Raw genomic sequence first — 23,598 nt, 5'->3', positions numbered from 1 at the left:
CGCGGGCCGCCGAGGCGGGTATCGGTTCGGCGTAAGCGAGCGCGCGTTGCGATCGCGGACTCGGAGCCGAGCCCGATGGCAACGCGCTCGGGACCGGCTCTAGGCGGCGCGCACCGTCGCGAGGAAATGCGTCACCTCGCTCCGGAGATGCTCGGAGCGCAGCGACAGCTCGGACGCCGAGCTGAGCACCTGGTCGGCCGCCGCCCCGGTCTCGTTGGCGGCGTCCGCGACCCCGGAGATGCTGCTCGTCACCTCGCCGGCGCTCGAGGCCGCCTCGGTGACGTTGCGGGCGATCTCCTGGGTCGCGGCCCCCTGCTCCTCGACGGCGGCGGCGATCAGGGTCGCCACCGCGCTGATCTCCTGGATCCGCCCGCCGATCCGGCCGATCGCCGAGACGGCGTCGTCGGTGGAGGCCTGGATCCGCCCGATATGGCCGCCGATCTCGTCGGTGGCCTTCGCGGTCTGGCTCGCCAGTTCCTTCACCTCGGCGGCGACCACGGCGAAGCCGCGGCCGGCCTCGCCGGCGCGCGCCGCCTCGATCGTGGCGTTGAGCGCCAGCAGGTTGGTCTGGCCGGCGATGGTCGTGATCATCGTCACGACGTCGCCGATCCGGGCGGCGGCGCCGCTGAGCTCCTGCACCAGATGCGCCGTCGACGCCGCGTCCTCGACGGCGGCCTGGGTCAGCGCCGCCGCGTTCGAGACCTGGCGGCCGATCTCCTGGACGGAGGTCTCGAGTTCCTCGGCGGCCGAAGCCGCGGTGTTGACGTTGGCGGCGGCCAGCTGGGCCGCACTCGCCACCCGCAGGGATTGGCTGGCGGTGCCGGAGGCGGTTTTGGTCATCGTCGTGGCGGTGGTCTGCAAAGCCGCCGCCGCCCCCGACACCGTCCCGATGATGCCGCCCACCGCGCCCTCGAAGGCGTCCGCGATCTGGCGCATGCCGGTCTTGCGCTGCTCCTCGGCAGCCTGCCTTGCCTGGGTGGTCTCCGCCTCCAGCGCGCGGGCCCGGATCAGGCCGTCCTTGAAGACCTGGACGGAGGCCGCCATGGCGCCGATCTCGTCCCGCCGCCCGGCATAGGGAACGGCGACGGACAGGTCCTGCGCCGCCAGCCTGGCCATGATCGCGGTCATGGACCGGATCGGGCGGGCGACGCCGCGCAGGATCAGCAGGAGGGCTCCGGCCGTCGCGGCCAGGCCGGCGACCAGCAGGGCGGCCGTCACGGTCCAGGCGGTCCTGTAGGCGTCCTCGGCGCGCCGCGTCGCGGCCTGCGTGCCCGCGGCATTGACCTTGGCCAGGTCCGACAGCGCCCCGAAGACGTTGACCAGGGGCGTGCGGGCCGGCGCGATGGCGTCGCGGGCGGCGTTGCGGTCACCGCGCTTGAGCGCCGCCATGATGGGTTCGCGGGCGGCGAGATAGGCCTGCCACCGCGCCTCGAAGGCGTTCCACAGGGCGGTCTCGTCGGCGGATCCGAGATGGGACCGGTACTGCTTGAACTTCTCGGGAATGGCCGCATCCATCTCGGTGAACTCGGCGTCGAGGTCGCGGTTTTCGGCGCTGTCCTCGGCGATCACCTTGCGGATCGTCGTCGTGTGGTACCGGAGCGCCAGGAACTGGAGATCGTCCAGCTCGTGATTCTTGACGTTCCAGACCTCCCGCATCTCCCGGGCCGACTCATGCACGTCGTGAATGCTCAGAATATTGGTCAGCGAATTGACGATCAGAAGAACGAAGCCAACAAACGATACAAGAAACAATCGAATGGCAATACTACGCGCCCACTGCATTCTACCCTCCATCCCACGTCGCCGCATTGAACCTTAGCGCGTCGGGATGACAAAAAGAGTTTAAATTTCGACGCCCCATCTCAAAAGCACGGCGGATCGGCGCGGAAGACCGCGGAAGATCTTTCGCGCCGGCCGACTGACATCTGGAGCGGGGCAACGCCCCCGCCGGATCAGGGCTGCAACAGCACCTTGCCCACCGCCGCCCGGCGGGTGAGCAACCCGAAGGCCTCCTGGAAGTCGGCCAGCGCGTAGGTGCCATGGACCTGCGCGGTGAGCTTGCCCTCGGCGACCCAGGCCAGCAGGCGGCGCTGGTCGGCCCGGTGCGCCTCCGGCTCGCGGTCGAGGAAGGCGCCCCAATGGACGCCCTGCACGTCGAGCTCCTTCAGGAGCATCAGGTTGAGCGGCAGCCGCGGGATGCCGCCGGCGGCAAAGCCGATGACGAGGTAGCGGCCGCGCCAGGCCAGGGCCCGCAGGGCGGGCTCGGCGTAATCGCCCCCGACCGCATCGTAGACCACGTCGACCCCGCCGCCGCTGATCCGTCGCAGCGCGTCCTTCAGGGTCGCGGGGTCGTAGACCAGCGTCGCCTCGGCGCCGTGGGCGCGGGCGACCGCGAGCTTCTCCTCCGACGAGGCGCAGGCGATCACCCGGGCTCCCATCAGCCGGCCGAGCTCCACCGCGGCGAGGCCGACGCCCCCGGAGGCGCCGAGCACGGCGAGCCACTCGCCCGGCTGGATGCGCGCCCGGTTGGCGAGCGCGTGCAGCGAGGTGCCGTACGTGATGGTGATCCCCGCGGCCTGCGCGTCCGGCACGGCCTCCGGCACCGGGGTCAGCTTGGCGGCGTCGACAGCGATCCGTTCGGCGCAGCAGCCGGAGCCGGCATGGACGATGACCCGGTCGCCGACGGAAACGCCCGCAGCCCCCTCCCCCAGCGCCTCGACCACGCCGACGCCCTCGCCCCCGGGCGAGAACGGCAGCGGCGGCTTCACCTGGTAGCGGCCGGCCACGATCAGCGTGTCGAAGAAGTTGAGGGCGGCGAGGCGGATCCGCACCAGGGCCTGCCCGGGGCCCGGCACCGGATCGGGGCGCTCCACGATCTCCAGATGCTCCGGCCCGTCGAGCCTCGTGCACAGCAGCGCCCGCATCCTGTCCTCCCGGTTGGTGTCTTTCGCTCTGTTCAGGCCCGGACCGGCGGCGGGGTCAAGCCGTCCCGATCATCTCGCGGATGCGCGCGCCCAGCACCTCGACCACGAACGGCTTGGTGATCACTTGCATGCCGGGGTCGAGCTGGCCGTTGCCGAGCACGGCGGCCTCCGCGTAGCCGGTGATGAACAGCACCTTGAGGCCGGGGCGCGTGGACCGCCCGGCCTCGGCCATCTGCCGCCCGTTCATGCCGCCGGGCAGCCCGACATCGCTGACCAGCAGGTCGATGCGCACGTCGGATTGCAGCACCTTGAGGCCGGCGACGCTGTCGGCGGCCTCGATCGCCGTATAGCCCAGATCCTCCAGCACTTCGGTGACCAGCATGCGCACGGTCGGCTCGTCGTCGACCACCAGCACGGTCTCCCCCGGCGCAGCCCGGGCCGGCGCCCCGGCGGCGGCCAGCGGATCCTCCTCCGCGACGGTGCCGCCATGGCGGGGCAGGTAGAGGCAGACCTTGGTGCCCCGGCCGAGCTCCGAGACGATCCGCACCTGGCCGCCCGATTGCTGGGCGAAGCCGTAGATCATCGACAGGCCGAGGCCGGTCCCCTGCCCGAGCGGCTTGGTGGTGAAGAACGGCTCGAACACCTTGCCGACGATCTCCGGCGCCATCCCGGTGCCGGTATCGGTGACGCGCAGCAGCAGATACGGCCCCGGCGGCATGTCGCGCTGCCGGGCCTCGCGCGCGTCGAGCGCGGTGTTGGCGGTCTCGATGATGATCGACCCGCCCTCCGGCATCGCGTCCCGGGCGTTGATGCACAGATTGAGCAGCGCGTTCTCGAGCTGCGGCGGGTCGACCAGAGCCGGCCACAGGCCCGTGGCGGCGATCACATCGACCGTCACGGCCGGGCCGACCGTGCGCCGGATCAGCTCTTCCAGGCCGGCGACCAGCCGGTTCACGTCGGTGGGTTTGGGGTCGAGGGTCTGCCGGCGGGAGAAGGCGAGCAGGCGGTGCGTCAGGGCGGCGGCGCGCTTCGACGCGCCCTGGGCGGCGTTGATGTAGCGGTCCACATCCTTGAGCCGGCCCTGGGCCAGCCTGGTCTGGATCAGCTCCAGCGAGCCCGAGATGCCGGCCAGCAGGTTGTTGAAATCGTGAGCGATGCCGCCGGTGAGCTGGCCGACCGCCTCCATCTTCTGCGACTGGCGCAGGGCCTCCTCGGCGGCCGCCAGGGCGTCGGCGCGCTCGCGCTCCGCGGTGAAGTCGCGCCCGACCGCGTTGATCACCGTCTCCCCGGGCCGCGCCGCCCAGGTGATCCAGCGGTAGCTGCCGTCCCGGTGGCGGTAGCGGTTGTCGAAGCGCGCCTGGCTGCGCCCCTCGGCGAGCTGGCGCCCGCCCTCGGCGGTGCGGCCGAGATCGTCCGGGTGGACGAAGTCGATCAGGTTCGTGCCGACGAGCTCGTCGGCGCGCCAGCCCAGCACCTCCGTCCAGGCCGGGTTCACCGCGGTGATCGTCCCGTCGAACAGGCAGCGCAGCATCATGTCGGACGAGAGGGTCCACAGGGCGTTGCGGTCGGCGGTGCGCTCCTCGACCTGCCGGGCCAGCGAGGCATTGAGGTCGCGCAGCTCGGCGAGTGCCGTCTCCAGCCGGGCCTGGCTGTCCGTGAGGGCGGCGTCGGACAGGACCCGGCCGGTGGTCTCGTTGGTGAGGATGAACAGGCCCGCGACCTTGCCGTCCGCGTCGAGCACCCGCGAATACGAGAAGGTCCACCACGTCTCCCGGGCGCCCCGGTCGCTATCGAGCCGCCACGGCAGGTCGGTGAACCGCTCGGGCCGACCGTCCATGGCGGCGTCGATGATCGGCTTGGCCTGCGCCCAGCCATCGGCCCAGACCTCATCGAACCGCGCGCCCATGGCCCAGGGCAGGCGCGGCCCGAGCAGGGGCACATACGTGTCGTTGAAGAAGAAATGGAGATCCGGGCCCCAGGCCAGGATCATCGATTCCGGCGAGTTGAGCACCAGCGACAGGGCGGAACGGAACTCCGCCCGCCAGGTCTCCGGCGGGCCGAGCGGATGGCCGGACCAGTCGCGCGCGCGGATCATCCGCGCGGCTTCGCCGCCGCCGGCGAGGAAGGCCAGGGGATCGGTCACGGGGCGATGGCGATCCGGGTCATGGAAAAGCGTCGGCGTTTCGGTTTTGGGTCATCTCGCGAGCCGAAAACCACTTTTCGAGACGCCGCGCTAGACCAACTTGAGACGGACAACGCCAAGGCCAGGCTAGAGCGCGTGCGCCGGTCTTGGCTTTACCCCCTCAATGCGCCTCTTGCCAATTCTCCGCCGCGTTGGCTTCCACCACCAGCGGCACCTTGAGGGTCAAGGCCGGCGCGGGCGCCTCCTCCATCACGCCGCGGATGATCGGGATCGCCCGATCGACCTCGTCCTCGGCGGCCTCGAAGACCAGCTCGTCGTGCACCTGCAGCAGCATGCTGACCTTTAGCTTCTGGGCGGTGAGCGCGGTCTCCATCCGGGTCATCGCCCGGCGGATGATGTCGGCGGCCGAGCCCTGGATCGGGGCGTTGATCGCCTGGCGCTCGACGCTGGCCCGCTCGGACGGGTTGTTGGAGCGGATCTGCGGGTAGTGGCAGACCCGGCCGAACAGCGTCGTGACGTAGCCCTTGTCCCGGCAGATCTTTTTCGTGCTGTCGATGTAGTCCCGGATGCCCGGGAACTGCTCGAAATACTGCTTGATGAAGGCCGAGGCCTCCTCCCGGCCGATGCCGAGCCGGTCGGCCAGCCCGAAGGCCGAGATGCCGTAGATGATGCCGAAATTGATGGTCTTGGCCCGGCGCCGCAGGTCGGGGGTCATGTCCTTGAGCGACACGCCGAACATCGCCGAGGCTGTTGCCGCGTGGATGTCGATGCCGTCCGCGAACGCTTTGCGCAGCTCCGGGATGTCGGCCATGTGGGCCAAGAGCCGCAGCTCGATCTGCGAGTAATCCGCCGAGATCAGGCGGTTGCCCGGCGCGGCCACGAAGGCCCGGCGGATGCGGCGGCCCTCCTCGGTGCGGATCGGGATGTTCTGCAGGTTCGGCTCGGAGGAGGACAGGCGGCCCGTCGTCGTGGCCGCCAGCGAGAACGAGGTGTGGACCCGGGCGGTCTCCCGGTCGGCATGGGTCTGGAGGGCATCCGTGTAGGTGGATTTCAGCTTCGAGAGCTGGCGCCACTCGAGGATCTTTTTCGGCAGGGGATGCCCGGCCTGGGCCAGTTCCTCGAGCAGCGTGGCGGGCGTCGCCCATTGCCCGGACGGCGTCTTCTTCGCCCCCGGCAGGCCCATCTTCCCGAACAGGATGTCGCCGATCTGCTTGGGCGAGCCGACGGAGAACTTCTCGCCGGCATCCTCCTGGATCTCCTCCTCCAGGCGGACCAGGATCTGCGAGAAATCGCCCGAGAGCCGGCTCAGCATCTCGCGGTCGACCCGGATGCCGCGCTGCTCCATCCGGGCGATCACCGGCAGGAGCGGCCGCTCCAGGGTCTCGTAGACGGCGACCCGCCGCTCGGCGACGAGGCGCGGCTTCATCATCCGCCACAGGCGCAGGGTGACGTCCGCGTCCTCGGCCGCGTAGGCGGTGGCCTTGTCGATGGCGACGCGGTCGAAGCTGACCTTGTTGCGGCCGGTGCCGGCCACGTCGGTGAAGGTGATCGGCTGGTGGCCGAGATGGCGCCGGGCCAGCTCATCCATGCCGTGGCCGCCCTTGCCGGCGTCGAGCACGTAGGAGATCAGCATCGTGTCGTCGAACGGCGTGATCTCGATGCCGTAGCGGGCGAGTACGACCCAATCGTATTTCAGGTTCTGGCCGACCTTCAGCACCCCGGGATTCTCGAGGAGCGGCTTCAGCCGGGCGATGGCCGCGTCGAGCGGGATCTGGCCGGGCACCGGCTCGGCGACATCGGAGGCCGCCGCGCCCTCGCCGAACAGGTCGGTGGAATCGGCCTGCACCTTCGCGGCCTGGATATGGGCCAGCGGGATGTAGCAGGCCCGGCCGGTGGCGGTCGCCAGCGAGACGCCGACGAGCCCGGACTTGTGCGCGTCGAGCGCGTCGGTCTCGGTATCGACCGCGACCACCCCGGCCTCCTCGGCCTCGGCGATCCAGGCGTCGAGCTGCTCCAGCGACGCGACGGTCTCGTAGGCGGCGGTGTCGAACGGCGCCACCGCCTCCGCGGCGCGGGCCGCGACGACGTTGCCCGGCGTCGCCTCGATCGGCGCCCGGGGCTTGGCCGGCGCGTCCGGCAGGTCGAGATCGGCGAAGGGATCGACCTCGCCGCCCTCGGGCGGGGCGGCGCCCGGCGGCCGCTCGGCCCCGGCCGCCGCGGTCTCCGGGTCCGGCGGCACGGAATCGCCGAAGAACGGCACCGCGTCGCTGCCGCCGGCGCCGTTCCGGTAGCCGTGGGGCCGGGCGCCCGGCAGCAGGGCCGGATCGGGCTTCACCGCTTCGGGATCGACATGCAGCATCTGGGCGATGCGGCGGGTCAGGGTGTTGAACTCCATCGCCTTGAGGAAGCCGACAAGCTTCTCCGGGTTGGGCTTGGGCACGGCGAGGTCGTCGAGGGGCACCGGGACGGCCACGTCCTCCATCAGCGCCACGAGCTTGCGTGAGAGCTTGGCCTGCTCGACATTGGCGAGCAGGGTTTCGCGGCGCTTGGGCTGCTTGATCTCGCCCGCGCGCTCCAGCAGCGCGTCGAGGCTGCCGAACTCCTTGATCAGCGCGGCGGCGGTCTTCAGCCCGATGCCGGGCACGCCGGGGACGTTGTCGGAGGTGTCGCCGATCAGCGCCAAGGCGTCGCCGATCTGGTTGGGCTGCAGCCCCTCCCACTTGGCGATGATCGCCTCGACATCGAGGTTGCGCTCGGGCCGGTAGCCGGCCTTGCCCTTGGCGCCGGATTCGAAATCGTAGAACCGGACCAGCGGCCCCACGAGCTGCATCAGGTCCTTGTCGGAGGAGACGATGATGACGCCCGCGCCCCTTGCCTCCGCCTGGCGGGTGTAGGTGGCGATCAGGTCGTCCGCCTCGTAGCGCTCCAGCTCCACCGCGTGCAGGCCGAAGGCGCGCACCGCGTCGCGCATCAGCGGCATCTGGCGCTTGAGGTCGTCGGGCGCGTCGGGGCGGTGCCCCTTGTAGTCCGGGAACATCTCCTTGCGGAACGAGCCCTCGGACTTGTCGAAGACGATCCCGAGATGGGTCGGCATCGTGCCGGCCGCGCCCTCCTGGATGAACTGCGCGATCTTGGTGCAGAACAGCCGCACCGCGCCGGTGGGCAGCCCGTCCGAGGGCCGCGAATTGTACTTCTGGTCCTGGTTGATCGACTGGAAATAGGCCCGGAAGATGAACGACGAGCCGTCGACCAGGATCACCTGATCACCCGGGCCGACCTTCTTGGGACTTGCGATGGCGATCTCGGCGGTCATGGGCGAAGGCGTCTCGGGGCGATCAGGGCTCGGGCGCGCGGTCCAGCTCGGCACGGCAGGCCGCGACGAGAACGGGCAGTTCGTCGTGGACGGTGAGCCAGACGATGTCCAGAGTCACGCTGTCGTAGCCGTGCCGGTAGACGTTGCCCGCACCCGCGATCAGTCGCCACGGCACATCCGGATGCCGGGCCTTCGCGGCGGAGCTGAGCCGGCGGCTCGCCTCCGAGATGATCTCCAGGCAGCGCACGACGGCGTAGTGGGTGCGGTCGTCCGCCGCGAAGGTTGGAAATGTGAACCCGGCCACGAAGGCGACGGCCCGCTGCGCGTTGGCGACGATATCCGAGCAGGCGGCGCGGTCGCGCTCAGAAGGCGACAAGGGCATCGCGCTCGGCCCGCTCCCGGATCCGGTCCTTCAAGCCCGCGCGGTTGGCGACATCGACGCGGATCGGGAACAGGTCGCCGATGAACCGGCACAGCCCGACATACCCGTAGACGCCGCCCACCACAGGGGCATCGATCTCGATCATCACGTCGAGGTCGCTGTCCGCCCGGGCCTCGCCGCGGGCCACGGAACCGAACAGGGCCGCGTGCCGGACGCCGCGACGGCGCAGCTCAGCCTCGTTGGCGCGCAGGATGGCGAGGGCGGCGTGGCTGTCCATGGCGGAGGGGCCGTGCGGATGCGATGGCCGGCAGGTTAACAGAAACGGGGTGTGAGGGCTCAAGCCTGACTGCTTGCATTCCCGCCGGATTGTCGGAACTCAGCCGCGACGGCCCCTCACGCGGCCAGCTCGCGTCCGAGCTCCTCCACCCGGCGCAGGTCGTCCACGAAGGCCGCGTAGGCTTCCGCCTTGGCCTCGTCGGGCAGGCGCAGCAGGTAGGACGGGTGGACGGTGATGAAGCCCTGGAAGCGGTTGTCGAGCCGGTCGAACCGGAACGGGCCGCGCGCCCGGGTGATCGGGACCGCCTTGCCGGTGAGCGCCAGAACCGCGGTGGCGCCGAGCGCGACCACGAGCTTCGGGGCGACGAAGTCGAGTTCCCGGTCGAGCCACCAGCGGTAGTGGCTGACCTCGCCGGCCGTCGGCTTCTGGTGGATGCGGCGCTTGCCGCGCTCCTCGAACTTGAAATGCTTCACCGCGTTCGTGAGGTAGCTCGCCTCCCGGTCGATCCCGGCCTCCGCCATGGCGCGCGAGAGCAGCTGCCCCGCCGGTCCGACGAAGGGCCGGCCCTGCCGGTCCTCCTGGTCGCCCGGCTGCTCGCCCACGAAGGCGATGGTGGCGCCGACCGGCCCCTCGCCGAGGACCGCCTGCGTGGCGCCCGGGACCAGCGGCTCGGTCCGCTTGATGATCGCGTTCAGCGCGTCGAGACTCTTCGGGTCCTGGTCGGCCATGGCGGCGACGGCGCGGGCGGGTTCGCGGCGTGTGGGCAAGGTCGGCTCCCTCTCGATCATGGCTTCGGTCCGTCCCGCCGCCGCCCGGACGAGGGCGGGGATCGCGGCGGTCTCGGGCATGTTGCGCCAGTACTTCTTGGGCATCTCCGCCCGCATGGCCTTCAGGTTGGTGCGGGCCGGGTTGAACGTGCTCTCGTAATAGGTCTGCCAGCCGGCCTCGAAGCCGTCGCCCTCGGGCAGCGCAGCCCGGTCCCCCGGCGGACCGAAGGCCAGGGTCTCGGTATCCCAATGCGCCGAGCCGTCGGGCGTCAGGATCGACCAGCGCATGCCGCGAAAGCGCGCGACGAAGAACGGCGCGGCCGCCTCCAGGATATGGTGGTCGGGCTCGAACCACGCCACGAAATGCTCGCCCCCCGAATCCTCGGCGCGGCGGAAGCGCAGGAAGGCGTGCATCTTGTGCAGGTCGCGCCCGATCGCCTTCGCCATCCGGTGCAGGCGGTGGACCAGGGGATCGCTGCCGACCTCCATCAGATGGCGCTCGCCCCGGCAGACCCGCCAGATCAGGGCGTAGAGCAGGCCGTAGCGCTCCGGATCGCGATGGGGAATCACCTGGGGGATCAGGCCGGCGACGGCCTTGGGCAGGGCGAGCGGGCCGGCGGGCGCCTGAGCCGTCTCGGCACCGAACAGGCTGGGCGAATCCGTCACCGACCACGTCACCGCCTCGGGCGGGACGCCCTGCGCCACGAGCCGGCGCGCGGCATCGCGGAAGCCGGCGAGATCGGCGCCGGGGCGCAGGAGGATGCTCTGCGGCGCGTGCGCAGTCCCTCCCCCCTCTGCAGGGGTGGGTGGGCCTCGCATGAGCGAGGGTCGGGAGAGGGGCCGCGCGACGGTGGTGGATGGAGCAATCGTCGCGCCCTGTCCGGCATCGTCGCTCCCCTCCCCCGACTCGCTTCGCGGACCACCCTCCCCCACAGCGGGGGGAGGGAATGCACGCAGGCCGCTCATCAGAACAAGCTCAGCTGCCGGGCCGGCTCGACCAGGCGTTCGCGCAGGTCGAGCCGGTCGGTCAGCCCCACCGGGCGATGGTCGGCGGCGATCAGGAACGGGCGGGCGCGCTTCAGCCCGGAGGTCAGCCGGGCGACGTCGTCGAGGCGCAGGGTCGCGTGGCGGCGCGCCTTGACGATCTTGTCGACCGCCTTGGCACCGAGGCCCGGCACCCGCAGCAGCCATTCCCGGTCGGCCTTGTTGACGTCGACAGGGAATTTCTCGCGGTGCTTGAGCGCCCAGGCGAGCTTCGGGTCGATGTCGAGGGCGAGCATGCCGCCGTCCGAGGCGTCGGCGACCTCGTCGGGGGTGAACTCGTAGTACCGCAGCAGCCAGTCGGCCTGGTAGAGCCGATGCTCGCGCTGGAGCGGCGGCGGCTTCGGCGGCAGGATCGACGACCCGTCCGGGATCGGGCTGAAAGCCGAATAATAGACCCGCTTCAGGCCGACGCTGCCGTAGAGATGCGCGCTCTTGCGGATCAGCGCCTCGTCGGTGGTGGCGTCGGCCCCGACGATCACCTGGGTCGAGTGCCCGGCCGGGGAGAAGCGCCGCTTCTCGGCCTTGGCCTCGACGATGCGCTCGCCGATCTGCGCCATGGCGTTCTGGATCGCGGCGCCGTCCTTCTCGGGGGCCAGCCGCTCCAGGCTCGCCTCGGTGGGCAGCTCGACATTGATCGAGAGCCGGTCGGCGTAGAGGCCGGCCTCCTCGATCAGCCAGGGGCTCGCCTCCGGGATCGACTTGAGATGGATGTAGCCGGCGAAGCCGTGGTCGCGCCGGAGCGACTTCGCCACCCGGGTCAGCAGCTCCATCGTGTGATCCGGCGACTTGATGATGCCGGACGACAGGAACAAGCCCTCGATGTAGTTGCGCCGGTAGAAATTGAGGGTGAGGTTCACGACCTCCTCGACGGAAAATTTCGCCCGCCGGACGTTCGAGGACCGCCGGTTGATGCAATAGGCGCAGTCGAACAGGCACCAATTGGTCAGCAGGATCTTCAGCAGCGAGACGCAGCGCCCATCCGGCGTGTAGGCGTGGCAGATGCCCGCCCCGGTGGTGGAGCCCAGCCCATCCTTCCCGGCCGCGCGCTTCGGCGCCGCCGAGGAGGCGCAGGAGGCGTCGTATTTGGCGGCATCAGCCAGGATGCGCAGTTTCTTGGCCAGGGTCTCGTCCATCGAACAGACAATGAACGAGAGGCCTCAAGAGGCAAGGCCGACCGGCGCCCGGCCCCCGTCCGCGATGCCGCACCCCGAGCGCAGGCAATCCCCTGGCTCGTTTCCGCATGGCGTCCTGCTCAGAATGCCGAGGCAGGACAATACGTATCGGCTAGTATAGTACTTGCCCTGAAGGATTAAAGATAAATAATTTACACATGATAACTAAGTAATTACGGAATCAATATTGGAATTATAAAAAGCAGACGCGCACTTGATTCCTTGGCATCGCGTTCCATTGTTATGTCTCGTGGACGAAAAAATTCGCCTGAGGCACCTGATGGGTGCCGAAAAATGGACGAAACCAAGCATGATGCTGGCGTCCGGCGGATTCTTCTACATAATTGGGGGCTATATTTGAACTCGACTCGGTCCTCCGGGTCGCTTGAACAGGAGTTGTCTGATGAGTGCCACCATCGTTCCGGCATCCGCCCTACAAGCTCGCATCGTCCCAGACTCGGTAGTCAGCTCCGACAATAATCGGTCGGACGCTGTCAAAACCGCGCCCAGCAATCCGTCCGCCGATCCTCGCCCCGCGCAAACTGTCTCGCCCCGACAGGGCGATGCAATCCTGAGCCTTGCCAGCACGGACGGCTCAACAGCGCCATCCCAACAGGGTAACGGCGGTAGTCAGAGCGTTTCGGCGGCGAACCGGGCATATCAGGACACGGGTTCGCGCTCGAACAATGAGGACAGTGTTTTACGGCCGCAAAGCGTGGATGATGATGTGAATTCGCGTGACATTTCAGTTGGCCCTGGCGGTTCATCCGGTAGCAGCGACGGCAGCGAAAGCGTTGGAGGGGGTGGAACGCCTGCTGCCGGAGTCGGGAATGGGGACGGAAACGGCTCAACATCGACCCAAGATTCAACGCCAGCTCCAACTGACCTCACCGACCGCGGCTTAGGTGCGACGACCTATGTCTAAGGTACGATATAAAAGGCCCTCTATCGCGCCCACGGATATCGCTCAATAAAACTTATCACGCAGGCAAGACAATAATCGATCCAATGCTCTTGCGAACAATAGCACCGGAGCTATAGTATTTCCGGTGTGTTGATCCTGCCCCTGCAACCAGCCTCTGGTCTACATATTGAGTGAAGGTCCGCCAAGGAAAAGGCGGGCCTTCCCCCGCGAAAAGAGTCGAGGCGACCCGAACAGGGAGGGCACATGGTCCGGGTATTTGTTGTTCTGCCCTGTTATTGTTGAAGGGAACAGTTTCATATTCTCAACCATTAATTCGCAACGATATATATGAAATTAAGGAATATCTGCCAATTGTCGCTTTTGATAGGAGCGACGATCGCTCGTTAGAGCCTATGGCATGGAGCGCATTCACGCCAAGGAAGATGGTTCTCGCTTTTGAAGCTCTACCTTATTCCTGCTATCCCAACACGCTATCGTTCCAGTTATCGAATGGTAATATCGTATTTTATCTGAATAATACTGAGGACACTACAACCAGCGGCCACCAACAGCCTCCTGAATTCGAGGCGGGGCAAGCCAATACGTTTGTTTTGGCAATCGGATTGCCGACTTGCCGCTACAAAATTGCTGTTCAGAGCCTTGACATTGATGGTCTTCACTGGAGAGCAAAGACCATTGAACCGACGAATCCGGTAGAAGTTTCATTGAGCAATATCTGGAAGAAACTGAGGGACGAGGATATTTCTGATGCGGATCGCTCGATTTTTACGGCCGAGCGCAAGCGACTAGAAGCTGAATTGAATAAGCAAACTGAGAAATATATAGAGGGGCTTAAAAGTGCGCTGACATCAAAAGGCTACGACGCTGATCAGCCCATCAGCAGCATCCATGAAAGAAGAGACAGTTTTTCTAAAACCTCAGCGTCTTTTCGCTCGGATTTTCGGCCGTCAACGAATTGTTTTTTCGGGAGCGGTCATATCGATTTCTCGGGCGACAATCCGGTCATGGCCTATGTTGCCAATCCTCCGACCGAGAGCGCTGACGACAACTGGTTCGAAACCCGTATCATAAATCCACGCCGGGACGATAAATATGAGGTCATTCTTCAGTAATCGTTGGGGTGCAGTCAAGATCGAACTGGCGAAAGAAGTGAAGATCAGGGGCAATTGGATCAGCTTGCCCGCGATACAGTAGGGCTGATCCAGATATCGACGAACACCGTCTGATCGGCGCTCAGCAGTTTCGCCCGGGAGCGCCTCGATCCCGGCTACACGCTGAACGATTGGGCTGCGGCGCCTCCATAATCCCGAGATGACCGACTCGGAACCGGCCGAACTGCGGCCGGTGAGCGCAGTGCCGGAGGTCGTCCGCATGCTTCCGAAGCGCGGACGGCAGAGCGCCGAAGCGGTCCAAGACCCAGACCCGATGGATCACTCCACCTCGTCCGGGTCGGCATCGACCACGCGACGGGCGAGGTCGTAGGAAAAGCCGGCCCGGGCCAGGGCGCCGAGGTCGCGGTCGCGATGCAGGGCCCGCGTGTCGGGCCTGCGGTGCATCCCGAGGCGCCGTCGCTTGGCGTAGGCGCGGGCGGCCTGCAGCTCGATATCGGCGGCTTCCACGTCGGGGATCGCGTCGCGCTCGGCCTGCATGGCCGCCTCGACCACGTCGCGGGGCACCCCCTTGGCGGCGAGCTTCGCCGCGGCGCCCCGGCTCGACGTGCCGCGGCGTCGCAGGGTGGCGAGGCGCATGTCAGCGAAGCGGACGTCGTCCACCAGCCCGGCCGAGACCGCCCGCGCCACGGTGGCGTCAATCAGCTCGGCGAAGGGGGCCGGATCCTCGCCGCGCAGCCGCGCGCGCTTGTCGACCCGCCGCGCCAGGGTCCGGCGCAGCATCTCGGTCGAGGCGCTGTAGCGCTCGAGATAGTAGAGCGCGACCCGCTGCAGCCACGCCGGGCTGACCGGGCCGGGCGGCCGACGCTCGGCGGGTCGGTCCTTATTCGCGGGGCGGCCGTTCGGCCCGGGCTCTGCAACGAATGGGGGTTTCACCGGTTCTTCACGATCTCGACAGGTTTGCGTTCCATGACTTGGGGATGGAACGCGCGCAACGCGACAGGCTCGGCCATGGTCCGGACCAACGCCCTACGCCGGATCTCAACCACGGCCCGTGGCGGCGACGCCTGCGCGCCGCGGCGACGATCGTGATGCGCCGCGAGTGGCTCCTCGTCCTGTTGGCCTTCGGGCTGGCCGCGATCGCGGCCGGGATCGTCTATCTGTCGCGCCCGACCACGCTGACGGTCGCGGTCGGCCCCCAGGACGGCGCCGAGGCCGCCCTGATCGAGGCCTATGCCAGCGCTCTCGACCGGAGCCGTGAGGATGTCCGGCTCAAGGTCGTCCGGTTCGCCGACGTGCGCGACAGCGCCCTGGCGCTCCAGCGCAACCGCGCCGACCTCGCGGTGGTGCGGCCGGACGTGTTCCTGCCGGAGAACGGCCTGACCCTGGCGATCCTGCACGACGAGGCCCTGGTGATCGCGGCGCCCGAGGCGTCCGAGATCGAGGACGTCCCGGCGCTGGCCCGCAAGCGGCTCGGCGTCGTCGTGCGCCACGGCGCCGACCTGCCGTTCCTGACCAACCTGCTCTCCTTCTACGACCTCCTGCCGGACAGCCCGCTGACGGAGGCGCCGGAGGCCGATCCCGCGACCGAGGCCGAGATCGCCGCCGGCCACGTGCAGGTGGTGCCGCTGAAGATCGGCGAGGTCACGGCCGCGATCGCCGAGAAGCGGGTCGACGCGGTGGCGGTGATCGCGAGCCCCGCCTCGAAGATCGCCGGCGCGGTGGTGCGGGCCATCGAGCTGGGCTCTCCCGAGCGCAAGATCGGCTTCGTGTCGATCCCGGACGGGGACGCGATCCTGCAGCGCTTCCCGGAATTGCAGGCGGTGACCATCCCGGCCGGGACCTTCGGCGGCCGCCCGAAGCGCCCGGACGAGGAGGTCCGCACCGTCGGCGCCTCCTATCGACTGATGGCGCGGGGTTCGGTGAGCCGGGTCGCGATCGCCTCGGCGACGCAGCACCTGTTCGAGTGGCGCTCGCGGCTCGCCGCCGCGGCCCCGGCCGCCAAGCTGATGAAGGCGCCCGATTTCGACACCACGGTCGCGGCGACCTCGGCGCGCCTGCCGAACCATCCGGGCGCGGTCGACTATTTCGAGCGCGAGCAGCAGACCTTCCTCGATCGCTACGAGGATTACATCTACCTGCTCGCCTTCTTCGGCGGCACGATCGGCTCCGGCATCGCCTGGATCGGCCAGCGGCTGGCGCGCAAGCGCCGGGAGCGGATCGACATCGTGCTCGACCGCCTGCTCGACATCATGCGCGAGGTCCGGGCGGCCACGACCACGGCCGAGCTCGACGCCATCGCGGTCGAGACCGACGGGCTCGTGGCCGATGTCGTCTGCTACGCCCGGGAGCGCAGCATCGACGCCCGGACGGTGAGCGCGCTCATCCTGGCGGTGGACGGCGTCCACGCGGCCATCGCCGATGCACGGCGGCGCGCCAACGACTCGGCGCCGGGGGCGACCGGCCGCCCGCGCACCGCGCGGCTGCTGGCCCTGAATCTCCCGGCCGCGGAATAGCGGTGGCATTCCGCGTCGGCGCGCCGGTCCTTCGACGCACGGCTGGCGGCGTAGGCATATCATGCTAACGGGGGGCATGTTCGATCCCGCCGCCGCCCTCCAAACGGTTCTCGACAACCTCGACCGCGATGCCCGCGAGCCGACCAAGCTGCGCGCCCTGCTCGTGCCCGAGCTGCGCCGCGTCATCGAGGAGGGCCATCGCGCCGCCGAGGCCCAGCTGCTCGAGGACCGCAACGGGCTCCGCTGCGCGCAGGCTTTGTCGGATCTGACCGACGCCGTGGTGCGGACGATCCACGACGCGGTGGTCCGGCAGCTCTACCCCAACGACAACCCCTCGACCGGCGAGCAGCTCGCGGTGGTCGCCACCGGCGGCTACGGCCGGGGCACGATGGCGCCGGGCTCCGACATCGATCTGCTGTTCCTGCTGCCCTACAAGCAGACCGCCTGGTCCGAGAGCGTCGTCGAGGCGATGCTCTACGTCCTGTGGGACCTGAAGCTGAAGGTCGGCCACGCCACCCGCTCCGTGGAGGAATGCCTCCGCGAGGCTAAGGCGGACATGACGATCCGCACCGCGCTCCTGGAGGCGCGCTACCTGTTCGGCACGCGGATCCTGTTCGAGGAGCTGGTGACGCGTTTCGACGCCGAGCTGGTGGTCGGCTCGGCCGCCGAGTTCGTGGACGCGAAGCTGCGCGAGCGCGACGCCCGGGTCTCGAAGGCCGGCTCCTCGCGCTACCTGGTCGAGCCCAACGTCAAGGACGGCAAGGGCGGCCTGCGCGACCTGAACACGCTGTTCTGGATCGCCAAGTACACCTACCGGGTGCGCGACCAGATCGAGCTCGTGGGCGCCGGGCTGTTCACCCCGGAGGAATACGCGCTGTTCGAGCGCTGCGAGGAGTTCCTGTGGCGGGTCCGCTGCCACATGCACTTCGTCACCAAGCGCTCGGAGGAGCGGCTGTCCTTCGGCCTGCAGCCGCGGATCGCCGAGCGCTTCGGCTACGAAGCGCGGGGCGGCCTGTCCGGCGTCGAGCGCTTCATGAAGGCGTATTTCCGGGTGGCCAAGGATGTCGGCGACCTCACCGCCATCGTCTGCGCCGAGCTGGAAGCGCGCCATGCCAAGCGCACGCCCGTGCTCGACCGCTGGATCGGCCGGTTCCGCGACCGGTTCCGCGCCACCGCCATCGAGGCCGAGGATTTCTGGATCGACCACGGCCGGGTCAACCTGCGGGCCGAGGACGCGTTCGAGCGCGATCCGGTCAACCTGATCCGGCTGTTCTGGCTGGCCGACCGGCACAACCTGGCGATCCATCCGGATGCCAAGCGGCTGGCGAACCGGTCGCGGCGCCTCATCACCCCGACCCTGCGGGCGGACCCGGAGGCCAACCGGCTGTTCATCGATATCCTGACCTCGCGCAACGCCCCCGAGGAGGCCCTGCGCGAGATGAACGAGGCCGGCGTGCTCGGCCGGTTCATCCCGGATTTCGGCCGCATCGTCGCGATGATGCAGTTCAACATGTACCACCACTTCACGGTGGACGAGCACCTGCTGCGCACCGTCGGCATCCTGGCGGCGATCGAATCGGGCCGCGCCGAGGAGGCCTACCCGCTGGTCTCGCGCCTCGTGCACACGATCCACAACCGCACGGCGCTCTACGTCGCGATCCTGCTGCACGACATCGCCAAGGGCCGGCCCGAGGACCACTCCATCGCCGGGGCCGCGATCGCGGAAAAGCTCTGCCCGCGCTTCGGCCTCACCGAGGCCGAGACCGAGACCGTGACTTGGCTGGTCGAGCATCACCTGCTGATGTCGATGACCGCGCAGAGCCGCGACCTCTCGGACGCCAAGACGATCGAGCGCTTCGCCTCGGTGGTGCAGAGCCTGGAGCGGCTCAAGCTCCTGACCATCCTGACCGTGGCCGACATCAGTGCGGTCGGCCCCGGCGTGTGGACCGCCTGGAAGGGCACCCTGGTCCGCACCCTCTACGACGAGACCGAGGTGTTCCTCTCGGGCGGCCATTCCGAGATCGCCCGCACCGACCGGGTGCGCCTCGTGCAGATGAGCCTGCGCGAGCAGCTGCCCGGCTGGGCCTCCGAGGAGTTCGACGCCTACGCGGCGCGCCACGGCCAGGCCTACTGGCTGAAGGTCGACAGCCCCCGGCAGATCAAGAACGCGATCTTCCTGCGCGACGTGCTGAGCGAGGGCCGGACCAGCGCCACCGACGTGGCGCTCGACCCGGTGCGCGGGGTGACCGAGATCACGATCTACTCGCCGGACCACCCGCGCCTGCTCGCGATCATCACCGGCGCCTGCGCGGCGGCGGGCAGCAACATCGTCGACGCCCAGATCTTCACCACCACCGACGGCTTTGCCCTCGACACGATCTTCATCTCCCGGGCCTTCGAGCGCGACGACGACGAGCTGCGCCGGACCAAGCGCATCACGGCGGCGATCGAGCGCGCCCTGAAGGGCGAGATCCGCATCGCCGACCTCGTGGCCGACAAGCACCCGCCGACCAGCGCCCGGGCCAAGACCTTCCTGGTGCCGCCGGATGTCGGGATCGACAACGCCCTGTCCTCCCGCGAGACCGTGGTGGAGGTGACCGGGCTCGACCGGCCGGGCCTCCTCTACGAGCTGACCACGGCGTTCGGCCGGCTCTCGCTCAACATCACCTCGGCGCATGTGGCGACCTTCGGCGAGCGCGCGGTGGACGTCTTCTACGTCACCGATCTCACCGGCACCCGGGTGACGCAGCCCGACCGCCAGGCCGCGATCCGGAAGGCGATGCTGGACGTGTTCGCGGGCGACGTCGCCATGCTCAGGGCCGAGGGCCTGGAGGCCCTGGTCGCCGCACCGCCGCCGCGCGAGGCGTGAGCGTGCGGGTTGATTTCGGCCGCTCCGGGTCAGATATCAGCGCCGAATCCGATAACCTCCCACCCATCCCTGTCGACGACTGAAACGTGATGACGAGCAACGACATGTCCCAGGATGACCAGCGCCAGACCACGGTCGAGGCCGGTGCCAGCGCGGCCCAGGATACCGCGCCTGCGGGCAAGCCCGCCGAGGGGGCGTCCGTCGATCCGGTCGCCGAGGCCCTGGCCCTGCTGACCGCCGAGCGCGACGAGTTGAAGGACCGGATGCTGCGCACGCTGGCCGAGATGGAGAATCTGCGCCGGCGCACCGAGCGGGAGATCGCCGATGCCCGCGCCTACGCGGTCACGAACTTCGCCCGCGACGTGCTCAACGTGGCCGACAACATCCACCGCGCCCTGGAGAGCGTCCCGGCCGACGCCAAGGCCTCGGCCGACGGCGCCCTTAAGGGGCTGATCGACGGGATCGAGCTGACCCAGCGCGACCTGGTCAAGACCCTGGAGCGCCACGGGGTGAAGCCCGTCGAGCCGCAGGGCCAGAAGTTCGATCCGAACCGCCACCAGGCGATGTTCGAGGTTCCGAACCCCGACGTCCCGGCCGGTACCGTCGTGCAGGTGGTGCAGACCGGCTACGTGATCGGCGAGCGCGTGCTGCGGCCGGCCCTGGTCGGCGTCGCCAAGGGCGGTCCCAAGGCGGCGGCCAACCCGGCCGACGCCGCCTGATCAGCGCGCCTGGGCCGACGAACCCTCGGTGCAGGGAAGCGCGGTCGCGAAATCCGCGATGAACTGCGCCGCCTGCCGGGTCTCGGCGCGCGCGCGCGGATCGCGGGCGACCTGACCCGCCTCGACCTCGAGGCGGCGGTTGCAGGCGCAGCTCGGCATCAGGCCCGAATCCGGGTCGGGCCAGCAGGCATCGTGATGCGCGCAGGCGCGGTCGAGCGCGTCGATCGGCGGATAGCCGGGGCCGCGATTCCCGGGCCCACAGAAATTGCCGTAGATCAGGAGCGCGCCCCGGCCGGACGGCCCGGGCGGCACGATCTCCTGCGCCGATGCGGCGCCGGCGGCGAGTGCGAGGGCGAACAGGGCCGTCGCGACGGCCTTGGGGCGAGGAACAATCACGGCCGATCCTGCGTCGCGTCTGCCTGCTGACGCCGCGCCGCGTCCGCGGCGCAGCATTCGGCGGCCGCCTTCCCGGCCCGCCGAGGATCCCCGGGCGGCGGACGGATTCGCGAAGCCGAACGTCTCGCATAGCGACCGAATGCAGCGATACCGTCAAGATCGGTCGTGACGGTTACTGCCCTGAATCCGCATTTCGCACCCGTCTCGACCTGCCCGCGGCCCGCATCCTGTTTGCCGGCACTGTAATGGTCGAGAGCGCCGGCGCTGTAATCTGTTGTTCCTGCGACGCGCCGGCTCACAGAGCCAGCAGCAGAAGGCCCATGACGATCACGGCGAGGATCAGGCAGAGGGCGAGATCGAGGATCGGCCCGCCGCCGCAGGCGGGCGGCTGCCGGACCCGATCGCCGACATGTTCAAGCGTCATGCTCAGGATCGCATGTCCGTGCTTATCGCCTTCGCAACCACGGCCTCCGCAGCACGGAGGCGCGCGACGACGCCGGCCAGCGTCGCTCCCCCGCTCGGAGGGATCGCGGCGGTCCGAAACGACCCCGTTTCACAGAGGCCGTGGACCTTATCCGCGGCCACGATGCCGATGGCCGGCAGCCCGAGCGCGGCGAGGAGATAGGCGATGCGCCTGAGCCGCAGGAGCGGATCGATCCGAGGGGACCGGCGGGACATCGTCCGCGGCAGCGTCAGGGGCGGCAAGGGTTCGGCGACCAACCTACGCGTCTCAACCCGCATCCTCTTGGCCCCCTGTGTGACGTGGGAAATTTGACCACGCATCCAAGCTACGTGTGCAAAATTCCCACGTCAATAGGAAATCAGGACGCCCGCACGTGGATCCGCAGCCTGTGGGATTGTCTCCCACGGCACATCCGCTAACGATGCCCCATGTCCGAGAGTGCCGACACCAGACCGGAGGGCGCCGCCCTGCACGCCCCGCTCGCGCGGTTGCTAAGGCCGCTCGTGCGCCTGCTCGTTGCCCGCGGCCTCACCTTCCCGGCGCTCACCGACCTGCTGCGCGAGCTCTACGTCAACGTGGCCGAGCACGACTTCGCCCTGCCCGGCAAGGAGCAGACCGACAGCCGCGTCTCCCTGCTCACCGGCATCCACCGCAAGGAGGTGCGCCGGTTGCGCGGGGCCGGGGCGCCGGTGAGCGCCGTGCCGGCCGTGGTCTCGCGCACGAGCCGGATCATCGCTCGCTGGATCGCCGACCCGGCCTTCACCGATCCGCAGGGTCAGCCCCTGCCGCTGCCGCGCACCGCCGAGGCGGGCGCGCCGTCTTTTGAGGCCCTGGTCGCCGGGGTGACCCGGGACCTGCGCCCCCGGGCGGTTCTCGACGAGTGGTTGGACCGCGGGCTCGCCTTCACGGATGCCCAGGACCGGATCGTGCTGGCGGAGGCCGCCTACGTGCCGCGCGGGGACGGCGGGGCCGAGCCGCAGCTCTACTATTTCGGCCGCAACCTGCACGACCATATCGCGGCGAGCGTCGCCAACATCCTCGGCGACACGCCGCGCTTCCTCGAGCGGGCCGTGCATTACGACGGGCTGTCCAAGGAACTCGCCGCCCAGCTCGAGGCCCGGGCGCGCGAGATCGCCATGGCGGCCCTCCAGCAGGCCAACCGCGAGGCACACGCCGCCTGCGCGACCGATCCCGGCGGCCCGCACCGCTGGAATTTCGGCCTCTACGTCTACGCCGAGGCCGCACCGCCGGCCCGGCCCGCGGACGGGCGCTGAGAGGCCGGCCGGTGCGATCCTTCCCGAACCGCCGATTCGTCCTGCGCCTGCTCGCGGGCGCCGCCACCCTGCGGCCCGGAATCGCCCGGCCCCAGGAAAGCCCGCCCGATCAGGGGATCGGCGGCACCGGCATGAAGATGACCGACGAGCCGAAGGACGGCCCCCTCGGCGAGGGCGACCGCGGCATCGGCGGCACCGGGGTGATCGGCACGATCCGCCGGTTCGGCTCCATCATCGTCAACGACCTGCGGATCGCCTACCCGTCGGAGGTCGAGGTGCGGATCGACGGGGAACCCGCCAAGGCCGCGGACCTGAAGATCGGCCAGGTCGTGCAGGTCGTCGCCCGGCCGGAGCGCGGCGGCCTCGGCACAAGCCGCATCGACGTGACCAGCGAGGTTGTCGGCCGGGTGGATTCCGTCGCCCCGGGGCAGATCATCGTGCTCGGCCAGCGGGTCGCCACGACCGGGCTCGCGGGCGATTGGCAAGCCGGCACCCGGGTGGCGGTGAGCGGCCTGCGCCGGCCGGACGGCGTGATCGTGGCGAGCCTGATCGAGCCGCGCAATTTCGGGCCCGACCGCGTCGCCGGGCCGGTGCGGCGCGACGCGGACGGGGGCCTGGCGATCGGCGGCCTGCGCCTGAAGGGCGCCGACGCCCTGCCCCCGGGCCGGCGCGCGATGGTGACCGGCGTGACCGAACCCGGACTCCTCGACGTGACCAACACCCCGGAGGTCGGGCTGCCCTTCCCGCCGGGCCTCCGGCGGGTGTCGATCGAGGCCTATATCGGCCGGGCCGATGCGGGCGCCGGCCTCGATCTCGGTTCGGGCCTCGCCGTGTCGGGCTATGCCGGGCTGCGGGTGCCGCGCCAGGGCAGCGTGCACGGGGTGCTCACTGCCGACGTCGCGCCGGATGGCGGCCTCACCCTGGAGCGGCTCCGGGTCGACGACCGGATCCCCTCCGAACCGTCCCGGCAGCCGGGATCGCCCCGGTTCGAGCGCGAGCGCGACCGCCTCGACCTGCAGAAGCTGCCCGACCTGCCGGAGATGCCCCGCGAGCGGCCCGGCCGGCTCGGCGCAGAGCCGGGCAGAGGCCGGAATCCGTTCGGCGGCCTCGGCGATTCCCACGGCCCCACGATCGACACCCGCCCCGGCGCGGGCAGCATCCCGGGCACGGACGGCCCCGGCGGTTTCGGCCCGCCCCGCGGCTTCGGTGGTCCTCCGGGGGGACCGGGCCCGGGCGCCCCCGGCGGCGGGTTCGGGGGACCGGGTGGTTTCGGCGGCCCGCCCGGCGGGGGTGGCCGGCGCTGAG

At 69.4% G+C, this 23,598-nt stretch carries 17 protein-coding genes; 6 read left to right on the top strand and 11 right to left on the bottom strand.

Annotation, left to right across the window (positions count from 1 at the left end; translation table 11 throughout):
• Positions 1-99: 99 nt before the first annotated feature.
• The 8 genes from BMZ47_RS20020 to BMZ47_RS19985 all read right to left on the bottom strand — a co-directional run bounded on the left by BMZ47_RS20020 (position 100) and on the right by BMZ47_RS19985 (position 11,983).
• Positions 100-1,782, bottom strand: coding sequence for a methyl-accepting chemotaxis protein (locus BMZ47_RS20020; protein WP_091863925.1), 1,683 nt, complete (start codon positions 1,780-1,782; stop codon positions 100-102).
• A gap of 170 nt (positions 1,783-1,952) precedes the next feature.
• Complete coding sequence (locus BMZ47_RS20015) at positions 1,953-2,924, bottom strand: NADPH:quinone oxidoreductase family protein (protein ID WP_091863924.1); 972 nt, start codon at positions 2,922-2,924, stop codon at positions 1,953-1,955.
• Between the two features lie 55 nt (positions 2,925-2,979).
• Complete coding sequence (locus BMZ47_RS20010; RefSeq protein WP_091863923.1) at positions 2,980-5,067, bottom strand: hybrid sensor histidine kinase/response regulator; 2,088 nt, start codon at positions 5,065-5,067, stop codon at positions 2,980-2,982.
• A 160-nt stretch (positions 5,068-5,227) separates the two neighbouring features.
• Complete coding sequence (gene polA, locus BMZ47_RS20005) at positions 5,228-8,380, bottom strand: DNA polymerase I (protein WP_091863922.1); 3,153 nt, start codon at positions 8,378-8,380, stop codon at positions 5,228-5,230.
• A 22-nt stretch (positions 8,381-8,402) separates the two neighbouring features.
• Entirely contained in the window at positions 8,403-8,762 is a 360-nt protein-coding gene (locus BMZ47_RS20000) for a HepT-like ribonuclease domain-containing protein (protein WP_007558703.1), read from the bottom strand.
• A complete protein-coding gene (locus BMZ47_RS19995; RefSeq protein WP_007558701.1) occupies positions 8,743-9,039 on the bottom strand; it encodes a nucleotidyltransferase family protein in 297 nt (98 codons plus the stop codon). The genes BMZ47_RS20000 and BMZ47_RS19995 overlap by 20 nt, the downstream gene beginning before the upstream one ends.
• A gap of 116 nt (positions 9,040-9,155) precedes the next feature.
• The gene (locus BMZ47_RS19990) at positions 9,156-10,625 is read right to left on the bottom strand and encodes a UdgX family uracil-DNA binding protein (RefSeq protein ID WP_091863921.1); all 1,470 of its coding nucleotides are present in this window, start codon (positions 10,623-10,625) and stop codon (positions 9,156-9,158) included.
• Positions 10,626-10,771: 146 nt separating this feature from the next.
• Positions 10,772-11,983 carry a putative DNA modification/repair radical SAM protein gene (locus BMZ47_RS19985; RefSeq protein ID WP_091863920.1) on the bottom strand — a complete coding sequence of 404 codons (1,212 nt, stop codon included), beginning with the start codon at positions 11,981-11,983 and terminating at the stop codon, positions 10,772-10,774.
• Positions 11,984-13,117: 1,134 nt separating this feature from the next.
• Between BMZ47_RS19985 and BMZ47_RS28135 the strand changes: the two genes are divergently transcribed.
• Positions 13,118-14,059, top strand: coding sequence for a hypothetical protein (locus tag BMZ47_RS28135; protein ID WP_139221025.1), 942 nt, complete (start codon positions 13,118-13,120; stop codon positions 14,057-14,059).
• A 318-nt stretch (positions 14,060-14,377) separates the two neighbouring features.
• Here BMZ47_RS28135 and BMZ47_RS19980 read toward each other — a convergent pair whose 3' ends face one another.
• Entirely contained in the window at positions 14,378-14,992 is a 615-nt protein-coding gene (locus BMZ47_RS19980; RefSeq protein WP_091863919.1) for a RecX family transcriptional regulator, read from the bottom strand.
• A gap of 155 nt (positions 14,993-15,147) precedes the next feature.
• Between BMZ47_RS19980 and BMZ47_RS19975 the strand changes: the two genes are divergently transcribed.
• The 3 genes from BMZ47_RS19975 to grpE all read left to right on the top strand — a co-directional run bounded on the left by BMZ47_RS19975 (position 15,148) and on the right by grpE (position 20,160).
• Entirely contained in the window at positions 15,148-16,572 is a 1,425-nt protein-coding gene (locus BMZ47_RS19975) for a TAXI family TRAP transporter solute-binding subunit (protein WP_091863918.1), read from the top strand.
• Between the two features lie 76 nt (positions 16,573-16,648).
• Positions 16,649-19,441, top strand: a complete 2,793-nt coding sequence (locus BMZ47_RS19970) for a [protein-PII] uridylyltransferase (RefSeq protein ID WP_091863917.1) — start codon at positions 16,649-16,651, stop codon at positions 19,439-19,441.
• An 89-nt stretch (positions 19,442-19,530) separates the two neighbouring features.
• On the top strand, positions 19,531-20,160 hold the full coding sequence (gene grpE / locus BMZ47_RS19965) for a nucleotide exchange factor GrpE (protein WP_244424032.1): 630 nt from the start codon (positions 19,531-19,533) through the stop codon (positions 20,158-20,160).
• Here grpE and BMZ47_RS19960 read toward each other — a convergent pair whose 3' ends face one another.
• On the bottom strand, positions 20,161-20,556 hold the full coding sequence (locus BMZ47_RS19960) for a phospholipase A2 family protein (protein ID WP_091863916.1): 396 nt from the start codon (positions 20,554-20,556) through the stop codon (positions 20,161-20,163). It lies immediately after the preceding gene.
• A 295-nt stretch (positions 20,557-20,851) separates the two neighbouring features.
• The gene (locus BMZ47_RS29190; RefSeq protein ID WP_280142743.1) at positions 20,852-20,980 is read right to left on the bottom strand and encodes a hypothetical protein; all 129 of its coding nucleotides are present in this window, start codon (positions 20,978-20,980) and stop codon (positions 20,852-20,854) included.
• Positions 20,981-21,447: 467 nt separating this feature from the next.
• Between BMZ47_RS29190 and BMZ47_RS19950 the strand changes: the two genes are divergently transcribed.
• Positions 21,448-22,293, top strand: coding sequence for a DUF6502 family protein (locus BMZ47_RS19950; protein ID WP_091863914.1), 846 nt, complete (start codon positions 21,448-21,450; stop codon positions 22,291-22,293).
• Between the two features lie 11 nt (positions 22,294-22,304).
• Positions 22,305-23,597, top strand: coding sequence for a DUF5666 domain-containing protein (locus BMZ47_RS19945; protein ID WP_091863913.1), 1,293 nt, complete (start codon positions 22,305-22,307; stop codon positions 23,595-23,597).
• Position 23,598 lies beyond the last annotated feature (1 nt).

Origin of the sequence: Methylobacterium brachiatum, assembly GCF_900113845.1 — a bacterium.
GTDB lineage: Bacteria > Pseudomonadota > Alphaproteobacteria > Rhizobiales > Beijerinckiaceae > Methylobacterium > Methylobacterium brachiatum.
Note: the sequence above shows the minus strand (reverse complement) of the source record. Positions and strands in the feature narration are given on the sequence as shown.